Raw genomic sequence first — 17,416 nt, forward strand, 5'->3', positions numbered from 1 at the left:
TTCCGCTCTGAGATCGTTTTCCTGCAATGCCTGGCGGCACTGTCCCGGTTAATACAGAATACTGGCGCCCGTCTCCGCACCACTGGCCATTGCACGCATATTCGCGAAGAGTTCTCGACCCATGCCGCGGGCATTTTCCGACAGATCGCACTGAGCGGGTTTGCGCGCGGCGAATACCTTTTCATCCACAAGCACACGCAGTACACCCGCTTCACAGTCCAGTTCAATCAGGTCACCGTTGCGCACCCTGGCAATGGCTCCCCCCTCAACGGCCTCAGGGGACATATGAATGGCCGCCGGCACCTTGCCGGAAGCCCCGGACATGCGCCCATCTGTCACCAGTGCCACTTTGAATCCGCGATCCTGCAGTACCCCCAGCGTCGGCATCAGCTTGTGCAGCTCCGGCATACCATTGGCGCGGGGGCCTTGAAAACGCACCACAACGATAAAATCCCGCTCCAGTTCGCCGGCCTTAAAACGCGCCAGTAGTTCATCCTGGTTGTGCAGTACAATGGCCGGCGCCCTGATCTTGAGCTGCGCGGTTTTCAGCGCGGAAACCTTGATCACGCTGCGGCCCAGATTGCCCTCAAGCAATTGCAGACCGCCATGGTGGGAAAAGGGATTGCTCACCGGGCGAATCACCGAGGTATCGGCACTCTCTTCAGCACTTGGCCGCCATACCACGCCATCTCCGGCATCGTTGAGGAAAGGATCGCAGCAATAGGGCTTGAGCCCCGAATCCCCCAGCACTGTGTGTACGTCCGGGTGCAACAGACCGGCAGAGAGCAATTCTCGAATCAAAAACTGCATACCGCCCGCCGCGGCAAAGTGATTAATGTCTGCGGTGCCGTTGGGGTAAACATGACACAGCAGCGGCACCACTTCGGAGAGATCCGCCATATCCTGCCAGGTCAGCTGGATGCCCGCAGCGCGGGCCATGGCCACCAGGTGCAAGGTGTGGTTGGTGGAACCACCAGTTGCCAATAACCCCACCACGCCATTAACAAAGGCTTTTTCTGTGAGAATCTTGGCGATCGGTGTGTGTTGGCTGGGCTCGGTAATTGTTACCAATTGCGCCACTGCCGCTTCATTCAGGGCATCGCGCAGTCCGGTGCCGGGATTGACGAAAGAGCTGCCCGGCAACTGCAGCCCCATAATTTCAATCAGCATCTGATTGCTGTTGGCTGTACCGTAGAAGGTGCAGGTGCCGGCACTGTGATAGGAAGCACTCTCCGCTTCCAACAGCTCTGCACGGCCCACCTTGCCCTCGGCATAGAGCTGGCGTACCCGCACCTTTTCCGTATTGGAGAGGCCGGTGGGCATAGGGCCCGCCGGTACAAAGATCGTGGGCAGATGCCCGAATGCCAGCGCCCCGATCACCATCCCGGGCACAATCTTGTCGCAGGTGCCGAGGAACATGGCGCCCTCAAACATATCGTGGGACAGCGCCACTGCTGAGGACATGGCGATCACGTCGCGGGAGAACAGACCCAGCTCCATACCCGGCCGCCCCTGGGTAACGCCGTCACACATCGCCGGCACACCACCGGCCACCTGGGCGCTGGCTCCGTGACGCGTCGCCGCCTCTTTCAGGCGGGCCGGGTAAGTCCCGAAGGGCTGGTGCGCAGATAACATATCGTTGTAGGCGGTGACGATCCCCAGGTTGGGCCCACGCCCCGAGGCGATCAATTGCTTGTCTCTTTGCGGGGAGGCGGCAATGGCATGGGCCAGGTTGCCGCAGGACAGGTGTGCACTGGCGCGACCTTCAATATGCGCCTTTTCTACCTGCGTCAGATAGTCTGCGCGGGATTCTTCACTGCGCAGGATAATGCGCTCCGTAACTGCCTGAACCTTACTGTGCACCATGACTTTTCCGTATTCACTCTGTTGGAGTGGCCACCTCGGGCCATCCGCCAACACCCGATTTTGGCGGTATTCCCACCACCACTGACCATCTAGCCCTGAAAAGACAATCCACTGTGGAAAACCCTACTCCAGCCCTTGGGTTGTAGTACGACTGGCGGCCTATCACCCCACAAAAGCATCTGGACCAGAGAGAACCCCAGGGCGTTTCTGGGTAAAAGGGCCGGGCTTCACCACAACAGCGTCCGGAAAGGACTCGACCTTATTTGACAGACACTATGTAGTAAAACTACATAAAATTCAAGATTTCCTGAATATGTTATTCGAGTTCAATAACATTCAGGTAAAAAGTGCTTTTTTTAGCGTTAATTGACCTAATTTTATCGAAATAAGAGGATGTTATCTCTTTTATATGGAATTACTGACTTGAAAGACGGGCAAAACCCAACCAAAATATGTAAGAAATTTACATATTGGCAATACAGCACTGGATAGCCTGGCCTCAACACGGACTTCGGCAAACTAGTATTGTTATTCTATGAAAGTCACTATCACTGACGTTGCCAAGCGTGCAGGGGTGTCGATTAAGACCGTCTCACGGGTCATCAACAATGAACCCTCTGTACGTCCGACCACCAGAACGCGGGTCCTTATGGCAATACAGGCGCTCGATTACCGCCCCAATCTGGCGGCGCGCAACCTGGCAGGCACTCATTCCTATTCCATTGCCCTGATTTACGACAACCCCGATGCCTACTACGTGATCGATATGCAAAACGGTATCCTCGCAGCCTGCAGGGCGCGGGGCTATGAACTACTGATCCATCCCAGCAGCGCCAAAGCGCCCTCCATTCACGACGAACTGCACAAACTGGTGGAGCAAAGCCGGATCGCAGGCCTGATCCTCACCCCCCCCTTCTCTGAATACCCCGAGGTCATCGACACCCTGAAAGCGCTAAATGTGGAATTTGTGCGGATTCTCTCCTCCCAGGCTGCCGACCAGCTGGACCAGCTGGAGGAAAACTGTATTCAGGTGGATGACGGTGCCGGGGCCTTTTCAATAACCCAGCACCTGGTGGAGCTCGGGCATCGGCGCATCGGTTACCTGCACGGAGGCATTGAACACTTTTCCACCCTCGGCCGCCTCGAGGGTTATATGAGGGCACTGCAGGAGTCGCAACTGCCTGTCGACGACCAGATGATTCTTGAAGGGGAATATTCTTTCGACTCAGGCGTGGCAGGTGCCACTGCCCTACTGAAGTCCGACTCCCCCCCCACCGCCGTCTTTGCCGGTAATGATGAAATTGCCGCAGGCGCTCTCTTTGCCGCACGCAAGATGAACATTGATGTGCCGCAGCAGCTGTCCATTGCAGGCTTTGAGGACAGCCCCTTTTCACGCCAGACCTGTCCCAAACTCACCACTGCCCACCAGCCCAACGAGGAAATCGGCCGTTGTGCGGCAGAGTTGACACTTGAGCGGATTCACTGCAAGGGGAATATGGGGAAGGAGAAATCGCAGGAGAGTATTACCCGCCGTTTCACTCCCGGGCTGATCGTGCGGGATTCCACTGGAGCGGCACCAAAACAATCTTCTACCATTCAAGCTCAGCCAGCGTCCCATAAAAAGACCGGATAACTGGGCTCCGAAGGCTTGACGTTCATTAATCCTGACCCCTGTTTTTCGTATCTGGCACAGATTGTCCGGCAGGGTCTGGTTGACACGGGGCCCAGTCCTAGCGTGCCAGGGATATGACCCCGGTACAGGCGGGATGACCATCGGCATCGGAAATGCCATTGCGTCGGCCATTGCCCTATCATCTATGCTTGGAGTTGCCCCGCCGGAAGCGACCGAACAATTTCCACAGGAAAGCGCCGATGGCACAGCCACCAGGTACGCTGATAATGTATTCCTGGCGCAAAATTGCGCTAATTTTCCTTTTTGTATGCATTGGCAGCTGTTCCAGTGTCCAGTTCGCCTACAACAATATCGATTACTGGATACGCTGGAAAGTGCACGACTATGTGGACTTAAACCGGGCACAGGCGGCTGAACTGCAAGCTGCCCTGGACAGCTTTTTCCGCTGGCATCGACAGACCCAGTTGGAACATTACGCGGAGTTTCTAACCCGCCTGGCCGACGAGGTGGATGAGGGCGCACTGGAAAGCCCCCGTTTGGAACCTGTGGAACAGCAGCTACAGCAGTTTTTGCACAGCGCCAGCGACAGTGCCTACGACCTGTTTCTTCCCATTGTGGCGCAGCTGGATAAACACCAAATTGACGAGTTGCAGAAAAACCTGCGGAAAAAACAGCAAAAGGCTTTGGAAGAATGGCAACAGCCGCCGGAGAAGATCCGGCGGAAGCGCAACCGACAGATCCGCAAAGAAGGCGAGCGCTGGCTCGGACACCTCTCGCAAGAACAGATAAATCTGATCGCCGCCTGGGTCTCCAAGGTGGAGTACAATCCCCAGTCCCGCAGTGCGCAGAGGCAACTCTGGCAATCGAAAGCAATTGGCCTGTTGCGCAGCAAACCGCCAGGCTATGTGGAAACATTGCGCAACCTGCTGGTAGACCCACAGCAACTCTGGTCACCCCAATACCGGCAGGCGCAGGAGCGGCGCCAGGAACAGGCGCGCGAACTCGCCGAACAGATATTGTCCAGCACAACTCCGCCCCAGCGCCATCACCTGAGTCGTACCCTGCGGGAATATGCGCAAAATTTCCGTATACTGGCGAGCCAGTAAAACCGCAGCCATACCCATTCGATCACCTTAACGGATGAATGCTGCAGGCGAAGGCACCGACAGGCTGCTAAGCTCGCACACTTAAATGATCAGCCAGGGGAACCCCCGTGCACATTGAATCCGCCACCAGCAGCCAATTAGCCAAATGGGAAAAGGAACTGAGTGCCCACTACGAGCGAATCTGCCAGCATGCACTGAACCTGGATATTACCCGCGGCAAACCTTCGGCGGAACAATTGAATTTATCCGACAAACTCGATGGCATTCTCGCCACCGATTATCGTGCGTCCGACGGTACGGATACACGCAATTATGGCGGCATGACCGGCCTTACCTGCGCCCGGGCCCTGGGCGCGGATATGTTGCAGGTGCCAACAGAGGAAGTCATGGCGGGTGGCAACAGCTCCCTGACCCTGATGTACCATGCCGTACTGACCGGATACCTTTTCGGCTTCGCCGGCAATGTTCCCTGGCGGGAACTGGAATCCCCCAAGTTTCTCTGCCCGGTGCCCGGCTACGACCGCCATTTTACGATTTGCGAGCAGCTCGGCATCCGTATGCTCGCCATCCCCCTGGAGAAAGGGGGGCCGGATATGGAGTGCGTCGAAAAGCACGTCCGCGAAGACAGTGACATTATCGGCATCTGGTGTGTGCCCAAATACGCCAATCCCAGTGGTATCACCTACAGCAGGGAAACGGTGGAGCGCCTGGCCCAGTTGGGGCAGATTGCCAATCCCGGTTTCCGGATTTTCTGGGATAACGCCTACGCCGTGCATGACCTGGGACACTTTATCAGCCTTGCCAGTATCCGCGCAGCCACCCTGGAAAACGACACTGTGGATTCCGTGCTGCAGTTTGCCTCCACATCCAAAGTCACCCACGCGGGCTCGGGTGTTGCCTTCGTCAGCGCCAGCAGCGCCAATCTGGATTCGCTGAAGCACCAAATGCAGGCGATGACCATAGGCCCGGACAAAGTGAATCAGCTGCGCCATTCGCGCTTTTTCACCGAATGCACCACGCTTGAAGAGCATATGCACAAGCATGCCAGTATTCTCAGACCAAAATTCGAGTGTGTGCTGGAGCACCTGCAAAATGCCCTGGGCGATTCGGGTATGGGCCGATGGGAGAAACCTCAGGGGGGGTATTTCGTCTCTTTCAACACCCGCCCCGGCTGCGCAAGGGCAGTGGTGAAGCTGGCGGCAGACGCGGGTGTGAAACTCACACCGGCAGGTGCCACCTTCCCTTACGGCAATGATCCGGAAGACAGCAATATCCGTATAGCCCCGAGCTTCCCAGCGCTGGAAGAGCTGGATACCGCCCTGTCGGTGTTTGTGCTTTGCGTTCAACTGGCAAGTGTGCGCCAGCGGCTGGCGCAGTGCCGAAATGCGAGCAGTTAAGCCTGCACTCTATCTGGTGGCCGGGCCAATCGTGGGGGGGGATGTGATACCGGGAGCCATTCCGCTCAAATAGCGCTTGGCAAATTTCTTATCCGCCAGGCTGAGGTCAACAACCACCAGACCATCCACGGCATCGCAAAAACCCGGATCGATATTAAATGCGTGAAAACTGGTCCCTCCCGGTTGGGTCAGTGCTGCATATTTCTTAAAGAGCGGGGGCAACACCACACCCTCTTCGCGCAGCACCTGCTTTAATTGGCGCAAATCCGCCAATGCATCTCCGGATAATGCCGGTAGAGATGCCCGGGCCCACGGAAAGGGCAGACGCGCGTCCCCCAGGGGCCTATTGGGGGCAAAATAGCGGGAGAAATAGCGCACAATGGCGGATTTGGCACGCACAGAAAATGTTCCCGGCATGGACACAGGTCCGAACAGGTAGCGTACCTTCTTGCGCATCACCCACTGGCCGATGGCACTCCACAGCAAGTCCAGGCCGCCTCCACGCCAGTATTCCGGCAGCAGGAAACTGCGCCCCAGTTCCGCCGAACCCGGCAGGCACTCGCGCGGCGGGTGCGAATAATTAAACAGGGTGCTGCTGTAGATCTCGTCCTCCGCCAGGGCCTCGGTGGACGCCAGGCGGTAGGCTCCAGCAATCTGTCTGCGCCCGCCATCCCAAAGCAGCAGGTGATCATAATGCGCATCGAAGGCATCCCAGTCGCGGCTCTGTCCTGTGCCCTCTCCCACCGCTCGAAACGCCACCTCACGCACTCGCGCCAGTTCACGCATCACCGGACAGTCGGCTTTCTGCCGGTAGAGATGCACCGACAGGTCACCCTGTCCGGCAAGTACCTCACAGGGCGCAATCAATTTCATCACCTCAGCCTGGGGCTCCGCAGCGGCGATCAATTCGGGTCCAAGGGGCGGGGGCGAGCGATGCAGTTGGTAGACATGCTTGCGCCAAAGAGCGGCCTTGGCTCTCAGTGTCAGGGGCCAACTGCAAAAGTGTTCCGCTTCGAGGGGGTGGCCGATGCGCACTTCTATGCTGCGGCTGGCCTGCTTGAACATCTCCCGCACCAGCCAGAGCGTCGAGATGGGTTTGTTCAGGGCAGACAGGCCGTAAAACCACCAGGAATTTCTGCCGAGTACCTGAACAGGCAGAATCGGCGCCCCGGCCTTCTCCGCAATTCGCGCAAAACCCGGATTCCAGCGCCCATCCCTGACGCCCTTGGGGGTCAGTCGAGAAACCTCACCGGCGGGGAAAAACAGAATGGCCCCCCCCTGCCCGAGGTGATCGTAAATACCCTGCACATCTGCACGGTGGGTGCGGCCGTGGAAATTATCCACCGGCAAAAAGAACGGGCGCAGGGGTTTGAGACTCCACAATAGCCGGCTGGCCACAGCACGCACGTCCCTGCGCACCCGGGAGATCATATCGATCAGTGCGAGGCCATCAAGACTGCCGAGAGGATGATTGGCGACGATCACCAAAGGACCATCAGCCGGCACCCGCTCCAGTTCAGAGGGATCCAGGCCGTAGCGGAAATCCAGATCGGTGAACAGCTGGCGGATAAAATCGATCCCCCCCAGATGGGGGTATCGCCGCCCAAATTCCACTATCCACTCTTCACAACAGATTTTCTTCAGGGTTGCGGAAACCAGTTTACGAGTGGGTTTTTGTGGCGCAGCACTATACCAGGCATTTTTCTGCAGAAGGTGCTCAACTCGAATCATGCCACCACCACCTCTGCCGGAAGGTTGGAGGGGGTCGGCATCCGACACCAGGCCCCCCGTTTCAGAGACGGCGCCTGCCTATCGAAAATATCCCCGGCCAGATAAACCCTGTCAGCGCAATTCTGCGCCAGAAAATCCACCAGCCGGCAGGACTCGCAGTCACTGCTGCCCAGAGGGACATCCGATATCCACAGCGCGCGGTAGCGATTTCTCATAGCAAGATTTCCGCCTTTGATCAGCAACTAACCGGGCCACCGGCCAGGTCTGTGCGGGACGCAGTCAAAATCGAAACCGGTAAAACGGTTTGTCGTCTAAACAATGACTGTGCAGCGGCTTGATGACAGTTCAGTGTATCTTTCTTGAAGCTTATATGGCAACAGAAGACAGAGGCGCAAAGGGCTGATGGCGGCCAATCCGCCGAGTCCAGGCCCGGCGGCATCGGTTCAGGCGGGGAGGATGCCTTACTCGGTATCCTGGGGGCGACTGATGGGCGGCGCAAAGGGAAACTTTGCCACTTTGTCCCCCCCTTTGGCCTCTACGATCTTGCCCGTGCCCTCCTTTTCCACTTCGTCGATACGCACAATGCTGTGCATCGGTATATAGGAGCGCGTGACCGAAGCAAACTCGGTTTTCAGCTTCTCTTCGCTGGGGTCCACCACCAACTGTGCCCTTTCTCCAAATACAAACTCTTCGACTTCGATAAAGCCGTACATATCACTCTGGTAGATAGCCCGAGCGTAGAGTTCATATACCTGGTTCTGGTTGTGAAAAATTACTTTATAAATCGGGTTGGCCATAGGTCTCTCTGAATGGGAATTACCGCGAACCTCAAAATTAGTCAGACAGCGGGCAAAGCGCGCAAGAATAGCACAGGTTTGCAACCGCTAATATAGCCATCTAGGCAGTGCGGGGCCGTATGGCTATAATGCGCCCCCCGTTCAATTGACCAGATTTCAATCAGGCAGAATATGTCCGATATACCGGTGAAGAAACTTTACATCAAGACCCACGGCTGCCAAATGAACGAGTACGATTCCGCCCGGATGCGCGACCTACTCGGGGAATCTCACGCCATGATCCCCACTGACAATCCCGCTGAAGCGGATGTGCTGTTGGTCAACACCTGTTCTATCCGCGAGAAGGCCCAGGAAAAACTGTTCCATCAACTGGGCCGCTGGAAGCACCTCAAGGAAAAAAATCCCGGCCTGCTGATCGGTGTTGGGGGCTGCGTTGCCAGCCAGGAGGGGGAAGCGATCGCCAGACGCGCACCCTACGTGGACCTGATTTTTGGCCCACAGACCCTGCACCGCCTACCGGAGATGATGGAGACCCGGGCGCAAAAAAATGGCGCTGTGGTGGTAGATGTGAGCTTCCCGGAAATCGAGAAATTTGACCGCCTGCCCCAGCCCGAGGCCGATGGTGCCACTGCCTTTGTTTCCGTCATGGAGGGTTGTTCCAAGTACTGCACCTTTTGTGTAGTGCCCTATACCCGCGGCGAGGAGGTGAGCCGCCCGGTTGCCGATGTATTGGAGGAGGTTGCGCACCTGGCCGGTCAGGGCGTGCGCGAAGTGAACCTACTGGGCCAGAACGTCAACGCCTACCGAAGCGTCGGTGAGGATGGCCATGCAGTGGATTTTGCCGAGCTGATTACCTATGTTGCAACCATCGAGGGTATTGACCGCATTCGCTACACCACCTCTCATCCAGTGGAGTTTTCCGATGCGCTGGTCGATGTCTATGCCCGGGTGCCGGAACTGGTCAGCCACCTTCACCTGCCGGTACAGAGTGGTTCCGATCGCATCCTCATGGCCATGAAACGCGGCCATACTGCACTGGAGTACAAATCCAAGATTCGCCGCCTGAAGGGAATCCGCCCGGATATCTGCCTTTCCTCGGACTTTATTGTGGGCTTCCCCGGCGAGACCGACAGGGACTTTGAAGCCACTTTGAACCTGATCCAGGAGGTGGGTTTTGATCTTTCCTTCAGCTTTATCTACTCGCCGCGCCCGGGTACCCCGGCAGCCGACCTGCCCGATAGCACCCCGGAAGAAATCAAAAAACAACGCCTGCAGCTACTGCAAAATCGCATTAACCAGCAGGCCTCCGCCATTGCGCGGCGCATGGTTGGCAAGACTGAGCGGGTCCTCGTTGGCGGCGTATCAAAAAAAGATCCGGGACAATTGCAGGGCCGCACTGAAAATAACCGAGTGGTCAACTTTCGCGCCGACAACCCGGCCCTGATCGGAAAATTTGCCGATATACAGATTGTGGAGGCCCTGCCCAACTCCCTGCGCGGGAAATTACTCACATCAGAACTGGAGCAGAGTCTGTTCTAAAAAGTCCTGGACAACCTGTCCCCCAGCAAGATGCAATGGCAGCCCCTGTCCTGCCGCCCAGAAGAGGCTGTGGTCACCAAAAAGTACTATTTGTTATTAAAACAATATTTGCATATAACCTATTTGTAGCACTCAAGCCTTTCCCATTCCGGGAAAATGGGTATACCCTAGCAATGAACCCCTAACATTAAGGTGCCGTAACCAGTTTGGAAACACATACCCTCGCGCACAGCATCACCCTCGAGCCCAACGACGCCCGCCGTCTCGCCAACCTCTGCGGTCAATTTGACCAACATCTGCGACAAATAGAACAGCGGCTGGACATTGAGATCCGCAATCGCGGCAATCTGTTTACTTTTTATGGCGAATCCCAGCCCGCCCGCGCTGCCGGCGAGTTACTGAACGCCCTCTACCGGGAGACCGGCTCTCATAACCACCTGACCCCAGATGAGATTCACCTGGCCCTGCAACAGTCGGGCGTGGAGGAGTTGCTCAGCAATGGCGAATCCGGGGAAGGCGACCAGGTGGTTTTGATCCGCACCAAAAAGTGCTCGGTACGCCCGCGCGGTCTGAACCAGCGCAAGTACGTGTATGCAGTACAATCCAACGATATCAACTTCGGCATCGGCCCGGCGGGGACCGGCAAAACCTACCTGGCGGTGGCCTGTGGGGTGGAGGCCCTTCTCAAGGACCGGGTCGAGCGTATTCTGCTGGTACGTCCGGCTGTCGAGGCCGGTGAAAAGCTGGGCTTTTTGCCTGGCGACCTGAGCCAGAAGGTGGACCCCTACCTGCGCCCGCTCTACGACGCCCTCTACGAGATGCTGGGCTTTGAGACTGTTGGCAAGCTGATCGAGCGCAACGTCATTGAAGTGGCACCGCTCGCCTATATGCGCGGGCGCACCTTAAACAATGCCTTCGTCATCCTCGATGAGAGCCAGAACACCACCCGCGAGCAGATGAAGATGTTCCTGACCCGTATCGGTTTCGGTTCCACCGCAGTCATTACCGGCGATCCCAGCCAGGTGGACCTGCCGCGCGGACAGGTTTCGGGCCTGCGCCACGCCGTGGAAGTCCTGGGCAAGGTCAAGGGTATCAGCTTAACGTATTTTGGTGCCAAGGATGTTGTCCGCCACCCCCTTGTCCAACGCATTGTAGAGGCCTACGATATTCACGAGGCCGAACGCGACATGACCGCCGGCAAGGCCAGCGAGAATGCCGCTTGACACCCAGCTGCCGAGTCATGATTGATTTGACACTCGATGTACAGCGGGCCAGCCGTTGCACACCACTGCCCCCCGACGAGGCCATTCACACCTGGGTTGCCAAAACACTGACCGGGCACCGAGAGGTGGCCGAACTCTCCGTGCGCATTGTCGACAGGGAAGAGAGCCAGCAGCTCAACAACCGGTACCGCGGCAAGGATGGTCCTACCAATGTTTTGTCCTTTCAAGCGGACTTACCTGCGGAGCTAAATCTTCCCCTATTGGGGGATCTTGTGATCTGTGCTCCGGTAGTACAGCTGGAGGCGGAGCAGCAGCGCAAATCGCTGTCGGCGCACTGGGCACATATGATGGTCCATGGCACACTGCACCTGCTGGGCTATGACCACATCGAGGATAACGATGCAGCGGTGATGGAAAAGCTGGAGACAGACCTGCTGTGTAGCCTCGGCTTTTCCGCCCCCTACACTCCTGCTGGGAGGGCGAAATGACAGCCCACTGCGCGGCCGAATTACCCAAGAAATACTACCAATTACCCAGAAATGAGAGATATCCGGAGCATGGCCACTTCCATGACCACAGACGAACCCCCAAGTAGCCACTTGTCCAGCAAGTCCCGATCCAGTGAAAAAAACTGGTTGGAAAAACTGTTCAGCGCTTTTTCTGCTGAACCCAAATCCCGCGATGAGTTACTGGACATCATCAAAGACGCGGCTGAAAACCAGCTGGTGGACGCGGAAGCGCTGTCCATCATTGAAGGCGCACTGGATGTCTCCACCCAGCAGGTGCGGGAAATTATGATTCCCCGCTCTCAGATGGTTGTGGTGGGCCTGCGGGACAATCCCGAAACCTTTTTGCCCAAAATTATCGAATCCGGCCACTCGCGATTCCCGGTAGTCGGTGAAAGTATCGACGATATCCGCGGAATACTGCTCGCCAAGGATCTGCTCCCCCTGCTCCTCAAGGGTGTCGGTGAATTTCAGCTCGAGGATATCATCCGCCCGGCCAATATCATTCCAGAAAGCAAGCGCCTGAACATTCTGCTGCGGGAATTTCGTGAAAACCGCTACCATATGGCCGTCGTTATCGACGAGTATGGTGGCGTCTCCGGCGTTGTTACCATTGAAGATATTCTCGAAGAGATTGTCGGGGAAATTGAAGACGAGACCGACGAGGAGGAAGTGGATAGCTTTATCCGCCGGGTGGGTGACAATGACTATATCGTCAAAGCACTCACCCCTATCGAGGAATTCAATGCGTTTTTTGAATGTGCCTTCAGTGATGAAGAATTTGACACGATTGGTGGTCTAATCATGCAATCTTTCGGCCACCTCCCCGGGCGCGATGAGGTGACTCGGCTCGGGGACTTTATGTTCCGCGTGCTCTATGCAGACAACCGGCAGATTCACCTGTTGCGCGTGGCCCATATACGCAAGCCGCCGGAAGAGGACAGTTGACAGAGGGCGCCCTAAAAACCCGCAGTCGGCACGCAGATTGATAGCGCGCCGGCCGATGGCCCAGGTGTTTGAATAACTGGGCACACTGGCCAACAGGACACCGAACACGCGAATCTATGCGCAGATTACTTTTTCCTCTCGCCAGCGCTGGCGCCGGCGGGCTGATGACACTCTCCTTTGCCCCGTTCAACTACTGGATGTGCGGCCTGCTGTCCCTAGCCCTGCTGGCCTGGCTGTACTTGCTGGCCTCTGGGTGGCAAACTCTGCGCGGACGCAGCGCCCTGTGGCTGGCATTCTGCTACGGCCTGGGGCTGTTCGCCAGCGGCGGCTCTTGGGTCTACATATCGATTACCAACTTCGGCAACGCCTCTGTTCCCCTTGGGATCGCGCTTACCGGAGGGTTTGTCGCCTTGATGGCGTTGCTACTGGCCACCCCGTTTTATTTTATCGGCCGTTTTACCGATAACCGGTTCAGCTTTGCCCTGGCCTTTGCCGCCCTCTGGTTTATCAGCGAATGGTTCCGCAGCTGGATATTGACCGGCTTCCCCTGGTTGTTTGTCGGCTACGCCCATTTGGATACCTGGCTGTCTGGCTGGGCTCCGGTACTGAGTGTCTACGGCATTGGCCTGTTGCTGGCGTTTGGCGCGGCTGTGCTCGCCCTGGTGGTCAGCGGCCGCCTGGTGCCACTCAATCAGCGCGGCCATATTGCCTTGATTATCACGGCACTTCTGCCCTGGCCCGCAGGCGCCCTGCTTTCCCATATGGTGTGGACCCACGCCGAGGGTGGGATCATCACTGTGGGGCTGGTGCAGGCCAATATTCCCCAAGAGAAAAAGTGGTTGCCGGAATTCCGCGGAGAGACCATAAGCCGCTACCAGGATGGTACCCGCACCCTCAGCAGCCAGGATGTGGATGTGATCATCTGGCCGGAGGCCGCCCTGCCGATGCTGTACAGGCAGGCCCCCAACCTGATGCAGGCGCTGCAGCGCAATGCGGAAACATCCCAAATCGACCTGATCAGCGGCATCCTCTACGATAGACGCGACCCCAACAATAATGGCCGAGTTGTGCATAATTCGGCCGCGGTGTTCGGCCAGAGTCCCGGTGTCTACCACAAGCGTCATCTGGTTCCCTTTGGTGAATATGTCCCCCTGGAGGAGTTGATCCGAGGCACCATCGAGTTTTTCGACCTGCCCACTTCCTTTATCCGCTCCGGCCCCGACGAGCAGCGCCCGCTGAACGCAGCGGGCGTCAGCTGGGCACCGCTCATCTGTTACGAGATCGTCTACCCACGCCTGGTGGCGAACAGCGCACTATCGGCCCAGGTGCTCCTCACGATCAGCAATGACGCCTGGTTCGGTAAATCCATCGGCCCGCTGCAGCACCTGCAAATGGCGCAAATGCGCGCGCTGGAAACCGGCCGCTATATGGTCCGCAGTACCAATACCGGCATGACTGCCATCGTGGACCCCCAGGGACACATCCTGAAACAACTGCCCCAGTTTGAACAAGTCAATTTGACAGGCGATATCCGTGCAATGCGGGGAGCCACCCCCTTTATGCTTGCCGGTATCTCCATCGTATTTGCTCTGGCTCTACCCATGCTGGCTCTGGCAGTCATTCTGCGCCGAAGAGGCAGTACCCAAGCCAAGGCACCTGCCACCGGCGAAGTCACCGGCCCGTAAACCCTCCGCAAAAAGTGCCCCGGCAACCCCGCGGGCACACCCCAAGCCCAGCCCGGGCCCCGCCATGATTGAAGATGACTGCTATGCTGCAAGCACTTTACCAGTGAAACTGCGGCAGGGGCGCCCTACCTATGCATTGTTTAATCAGTGGCGGCACCGGCCTGATCGGCAGGCTCTTTTGCCAGCGGTGGCTGGCCCGCGGAGGCAGTCTCACCGTACTGAGCCGGCAGCGGGATAAAGTGCGCGCACTGTGTGGAGAGTCTGTGGATGCCTGTACGGAACCGGAAGAGGTCGAGCGACCGGTAGACGTCGTGGTGAACCTGGCGGGAGAGCCTATCTCCCGCCGCTGGACCGAGAGGCGCCGCGCAGAGATCCGCAATTCACGTCTGAAAACCACAGAGAAACTGGTGCGCTGGACGCTCGTGCAAAGAGCGCGCCCCGGTTACTTCCTGTCCGGGTCGGCTATTGGCTACTACGGGGATCGCGGTGGAGATTTGCTCAAGGAAGACAGCCCTCCCGGAGGGGGTTTTGCCGCGCAGTTGTGCCGGGATTGGGAAGCTGCAACCCTGCCCCTTCAACAGGCAGGTATCTGTGTCGGCATTATGCGCACGGCTGTTGTACTCTCCAACCGCGGTGGTGCCCTGCCACAGATGCTGCCGGCATTCCGGCTTGGGCTTGGGGGCCCCATGGGCTCTGGCGAACATTGGATGAGCTGGATTCACGAAGAGGATGAAGTGGGGCTGATGCTGCACGCTATCGACCAGCATCTGTGCCTGCCATTTAATGCGAGTGCACCAGAGGCGGTCACCAACAACAGCTTTGCCCGCCTCCTGGCCAAGCAGTTGCACCGGCCAGCTATGATGCGCGCACCCGCCTGGCTGCTGAATATCCTGTTTGGGGAAATGGCACAGGAGCTGCTACTGACGAGCGAGCGGGTAGAACCGCGCGCAGCACTCGACAGCGGTTATACCTTCCACTTTCCCACCCTCGCGCAGGCCCTTGCAGACCTGGTCAATGGGGGCAGCGCCACCAGTGGGGCACGGGCCTGAAAGTGCCATCAGACCATAGGCACAAAACGTCTCAGGCCGCAGCCATGGCGCTCTCCAATGCCTCTGCCAAATAGCGGCAAGCCGATTCGCTGGTCACCCGCTCAAGGTGGCACTCCATCGGTGCAGATCCAACCCACCGGGCATGCCAGCGATACCATTGGGATTCTTCCGCACCCTTACGCAGCTCTATAAATTCCACTTGGGCGGGGTCAATACGAAACTCTCGCACTATTTGCCCGGCAAATGTCTCAAAGTTCTTGCTTAGCTGGGCACCAACCTCCGTACCAGCATAGAGAAATAACAGGGTTCGGCCATCCTGCCTCACTTGCCTGAAACCAATCCAAACCGCTTGGTTTAATCGGTTGTGCAATTGGATGGGCGTAAAAGAAATCGGGATGCCCTTCATCTTAGGTTTATCTCGCTTATTGTTATGGTTGTCTCCCACCGCCGTTACGCCTATTAGTAACCCCGGTAGTCCAACCGATCTTCCATGTTCTGTTTGATGCCGCCGCCCCGGAAGCACGCATGTAACCTTAGTCCAACTGCAGGTATTTCAAGGGTTCGGCCTGCGATGCCATTCATCCTAAGTCTGTCACCACAAGTGATCAAGTCACAGTCTTATCCGGCACCCTGCGGCCCCTCCCCTCTTAACCAGTAGGCCTCAGAAATGCCTTTATGTTAAAAGTTCCTCAGCAGGGGTGAATCGGCGGCAGCGATCTCCAGCGATACCATACTTGTGCCAATACCTCCCGCCAGTAGATCTGCGTTTGAAGCATCGCTACAGCACCGGGTGTCCAGCGCAATACGCCGCTCTGTGACCGCGGTAACAACTCCGCTACACTGCCTACCGACAGCGGCTGCACCTGCAGGCCAGCGCGGGCAAACACTTCTGCTGCGCGGGGCATATGCCACCAGTGGGTTACCAGGACAATACTTTCCACACCGGCGCTGCGCAATATCGCCGCGCTGTGCACGGCATTCTCCGCAGTTGTACGGCTGCAATCGTCGCGCCAACTGACCTGCCGCAACAATTCCCCCTCCAGTAGGGCTTCCATCATCTGTGACTCTGCCAACCGCTCATTCTTATAGATCCTGCCACCGGAGACCAGTAGCGGCAGGTGATCCGGCGCTTTTTGTGCCGCCCACAGCACCCTTTCGAGACTTGTTGCCGACAGGCGCTCATTGCCAGACGCCGGGTCACGGTAGCGCCCACCACCGAGAATAACGACTGCCTGGGGGGAGATACCGGCCATTTCCGGAGCTGTGCCCAATTGCTTTCCAAGCCAGGCAGAAAACGCGGGTGTGGCACTCACCCAGAGAGCAGCGAAAGAAATAACGGCCAATGGCAGTGCCAAACGCGCTAACAGGGGACCGAAAGGCAGGGAGTGCAGTAGAAATGCCAACAGCAATCCCAACAGAGGCGCCAGTGGCGGCATCAAAAGGTTAGCCATAACTGGATAAAATTCGATCAATACTCAAGACCACCTTCAATTTGGCGGAAGCAGCCATATCCACAGCGGTGGCAAGGGGTGATCTGGGTATGCTCCGGGGGCAGCACACGGTAACCACAACCCAAGCACTGCAGTTCCTCATCGGCACCCACATATTCCCCAGCCAGGGCCCAGGGCTTCCCCTCTTTGATACAACGCATCAGGTTGGGCCAGGCGGTTTCGGTTGGATCTGCCGCATCCAGCAGCCAATTGCCGCCACGCTCCTCAAGGGTACGCAACTCCCCCCCGAGGCCGCGCAGATAATCCCCCGCCCGGTGCAAATCATCCTTTAACCAGGCACGCAGGAAGGCGACTTTATTGGCCGTGAGATCCTCAACGGCCAGCTCTCCCTCCACCAGATTCTCCAGATCCTGGCGCAACTCGTCGACCAGATCTACCTTCGGTGGTAACTTCGGTTCCTTCGTCACAATATCCCTCCTATAATT

At 57.3% G+C, this 17,416-nt stretch carries 16 protein-coding genes; 9 read left to right on the forward strand and 7 right to left on the reverse strand.

Going from position 1 to position 17,416, the window contains the following annotated elements:
• Window positions 1-48: 48 nt before the first annotated feature.
• Window positions 49-1,866, reverse strand: a complete 1,818-nt coding sequence (gene edd / locus ACL7TT_RS09230; protein ID WP_459564491.1) for a phosphogluconate dehydratase — start codon at window positions 1,864-1,866, stop codon at window positions 49-51.
• A gap of 535 nt (window positions 1,867-2,401) precedes the next feature.
• Here edd and ACL7TT_RS09235 point away from each other — a divergent pair.
• The 3 genes from ACL7TT_RS09235 (at window position 2,402) to ACL7TT_RS09245 (ending at window position 6,002) form a co-directional block, all read left to right on the forward strand.
• A complete protein-coding gene (locus ACL7TT_RS09235; RefSeq protein ID WP_413394890.1) occupies window positions 2,402-3,499 on the forward strand; it encodes a LacI family DNA-binding transcriptional regulator in 1,098 nt (365 codons plus the stop codon).
• A gap of 239 nt (window positions 3,500-3,738) precedes the next feature.
• Window positions 3,739-4,605: a DUF6279 family lipoprotein gene (locus ACL7TT_RS09240; protein WP_413394892.1), complete on the forward strand. Its 867-nt coding sequence runs from the start codon at window positions 3,739-3,741 to the stop codon at window positions 4,603-4,605.
• Between the two features lie 107 nt (window positions 4,606-4,712).
• Entirely contained in the window at window positions 4,713-6,002 is a 1,290-nt protein-coding gene (locus ACL7TT_RS09245) for an aminotransferase class I/II-fold pyridoxal phosphate-dependent enzyme (RefSeq protein ID WP_413394894.1), read from the forward strand.
• Window positions 6,003-6,011: 9 nt separating this feature from the next.
• Here the strand turns inward: ACL7TT_RS09245 and olsF are convergent, their stop codons facing one another.
• The 3 genes from olsF to ACL7TT_RS09260 all read right to left on the reverse strand — a co-directional run bounded on the left by olsF (window position 6,012) and on the right by ACL7TT_RS09260 (window position 8,530).
• Window positions 6,012-7,733, reverse strand: a complete 1,722-nt coding sequence (gene olsF / locus ACL7TT_RS09250) for a bifunctional ornithine lipid synthase OlsF (RefSeq protein WP_413394896.1) — start codon at window positions 7,731-7,733, stop codon at window positions 6,012-6,014.
• A complete protein-coding gene (locus ACL7TT_RS09255; protein WP_299941966.1) occupies window positions 7,730-7,948 on the reverse strand; it encodes a hypothetical protein in 219 nt (72 codons plus the stop codon). Before ACL7TT_RS09255 ends, olsF begins: the two co-directional genes overlap by 4 nt.
• Window positions 7,949-8,194: 246 nt before the next feature.
• Complete coding sequence (locus tag ACL7TT_RS09260; protein ID WP_299941969.1) at window positions 8,195-8,530, reverse strand: DUF1820 family protein; 336 nt, start codon at window positions 8,528-8,530, stop codon at window positions 8,195-8,197.
• Between the two features lie 171 nt (window positions 8,531-8,701).
• Between ACL7TT_RS09260 and miaB the strand changes: the two genes are divergently transcribed.
• The 6 genes from miaB to ACL7TT_RS09290 all read left to right on the forward strand — a co-directional run bounded on the left by miaB (window position 8,702) and on the right by ACL7TT_RS09290 (window position 15,480).
• A complete protein-coding gene (miaB, locus tag ACL7TT_RS09265) occupies window positions 8,702-10,069 on the forward strand; it encodes a tRNA (N6-isopentenyl adenosine(37)-C2)-methylthiotransferase MiaB (RefSeq protein ID WP_413394899.1) in 1,368 nt (455 codons plus the stop codon).
• A gap of 206 nt (window positions 10,070-10,275) precedes the next feature.
• Window positions 10,276-11,292 carry a PhoH family protein gene (locus ACL7TT_RS09270; protein ID WP_299941974.1) on the forward strand — a complete coding sequence of 339 codons (1,017 nt, stop codon included), beginning with the start codon at window positions 10,276-10,278 and terminating at the stop codon, window positions 11,290-11,292.
• Between the two features lie 17 nt (window positions 11,293-11,309).
• Window positions 11,310-11,780: an rRNA maturation RNase YbeY gene (gene ybeY / locus ACL7TT_RS09275; RefSeq protein ID WP_299941977.1), complete on the forward strand. Its 471-nt coding sequence runs from the start codon at window positions 11,310-11,312 to the stop codon at window positions 11,778-11,780.
• Window positions 11,781-11,849: 69 nt separating this feature from the next.
• Window positions 11,850-12,746 (forward strand): HlyC/CorC family transporter, encoded by an 897-nt coding sequence (locus tag ACL7TT_RS09280; RefSeq protein ID WP_413394902.1) that lies wholly within the window; start codon window positions 11,850-11,852, stop codon window positions 12,744-12,746.
• Window positions 12,747-12,862: 116 nt separating this feature from the next.
• Window positions 12,863-14,431 (forward strand): apolipoprotein N-acyltransferase, encoded by a 1,569-nt coding sequence (lnt, locus tag ACL7TT_RS09285; RefSeq protein WP_413394904.1) that lies wholly within the window; start codon window positions 12,863-12,865, stop codon window positions 14,429-14,431.
• A gap of 131 nt (window positions 14,432-14,562) precedes the next feature.
• Complete coding sequence (locus ACL7TT_RS09290) at window positions 14,563-15,480, forward strand: TIGR01777 family oxidoreductase (RefSeq protein WP_413394906.1); 918 nt, start codon at window positions 14,563-14,565, stop codon at window positions 15,478-15,480.
• Window positions 15,481-15,511: 31 nt separating this feature from the next.
• On the opposite strand, the gene ACL7TT_RS09295 is transcribed toward ACL7TT_RS09290, so the two are convergent.
• The 3 genes from ACL7TT_RS09295 to ACL7TT_RS09305 all read right to left on the reverse strand — a co-directional run bounded on the left by ACL7TT_RS09295 (window position 15,512) and on the right by ACL7TT_RS09305 (window position 17,398).
• Entirely contained in the window at window positions 15,512-15,805 is a 294-nt protein-coding gene (locus ACL7TT_RS09295) for a hypothetical protein (protein WP_299941984.1), read from the reverse strand.
• Between the two features lie 364 nt (window positions 15,806-16,169).
• Window positions 16,170-16,931: a YdcF family protein gene (locus ACL7TT_RS09300; protein WP_413394908.1), complete on the reverse strand. Its 762-nt coding sequence runs from the start codon at window positions 16,929-16,931 to the stop codon at window positions 16,170-16,172.
• 17 nt (window positions 16,932-16,948) lie between these two features.
• On the reverse strand, window positions 16,949-17,398 hold the full coding sequence (locus tag ACL7TT_RS09305; protein ID WP_413394910.1) for a zinc ribbon-containing protein: 450 nt from the start codon (window positions 17,396-17,398) through the stop codon (window positions 16,949-16,951).
• Window positions 17,399-17,416 lie beyond the last annotated feature (18 nt).

This window comes from Microbulbifer jejuensis, from assembly GCF_047289955.1.
In the GTDB taxonomy this organism is placed as follows: Bacteria; Pseudomonadota; Gammaproteobacteria; order Pseudomonadales; family Cellvibrionaceae; genus Microbulbifer.

Coding starts and splice junctions, on each gene's coding strand:
- ACL7TT_RS09300 (WP_413394908.1), bottom strand. CDS start 16,931: ATGGCTAACCTTTTGATGCCGCCACTGGCGCCTCTGTTGGGATTGCTG.
- ACL7TT_RS09260 (WP_299941969.1), bottom strand. CDS start 8,530: ATGGCCAACCCGATTTATAAAGTAATTTTTCACAACCAGAACCAGGTA.
- ACL7TT_RS09290 (WP_413394906.1), top strand. CDS start 14,563: ATGCATTGTTTAATCAGTGGCGGCACCGGCCTGATCGGCAGGCTCTTT.
- ybeY (WP_299941977.1), top strand. CDS start 11,310: ATGATTGATTTGACACTCGATGTACAGCGGGCCAGCCGTTGCACACCA.
- ACL7TT_RS09240 (WP_413394892.1), top strand. CDS start 3,739: ATGGCACAGCCACCAGGTACGCTGATAATGTATTCCTGGCGCAAAATT.
- ACL7TT_RS09235 (WP_413394890.1), top strand. CDS start 2,402: ATGAAAGTCACTATCACTGACGTTGCCAAGCGTGCAGGGGTGTCGATT.
- lnt (WP_413394904.1), top strand. CDS start 12,863: ATGCGCAGATTACTTTTTCCTCTCGCCAGCGCTGGCGCCGGCGGGCTG.
- ACL7TT_RS09255 (WP_299941966.1), bottom strand. CDS start 7,948: ATGAGAAATCGCTACCGCGCGCTGTGGATATCGGATGTCCCTCTGGGC.
- ACL7TT_RS09280 (WP_413394902.1), top strand. CDS start 11,850: ATGGCCACTTCCATGACCACAGACGAACCCCCAAGTAGCCACTTGTCC.
- edd (WP_459564491.1), bottom strand. CDS start 1,866: ATGGTGCACAGTAAGGTTCAGGCAGTTACGGAGCGCATTATCCTGCGC.
- miaB (WP_413394899.1), top strand. CDS start 8,702: ATGTCCGATATACCGGTGAAGAAACTTTACATCAAGACCCACGGCTGC.
- olsF (WP_413394896.1), bottom strand. CDS start 7,733: ATGATTCGAGTTGAGCACCTTCTGCAGAAAAATGCCTGGTATAGTGCT.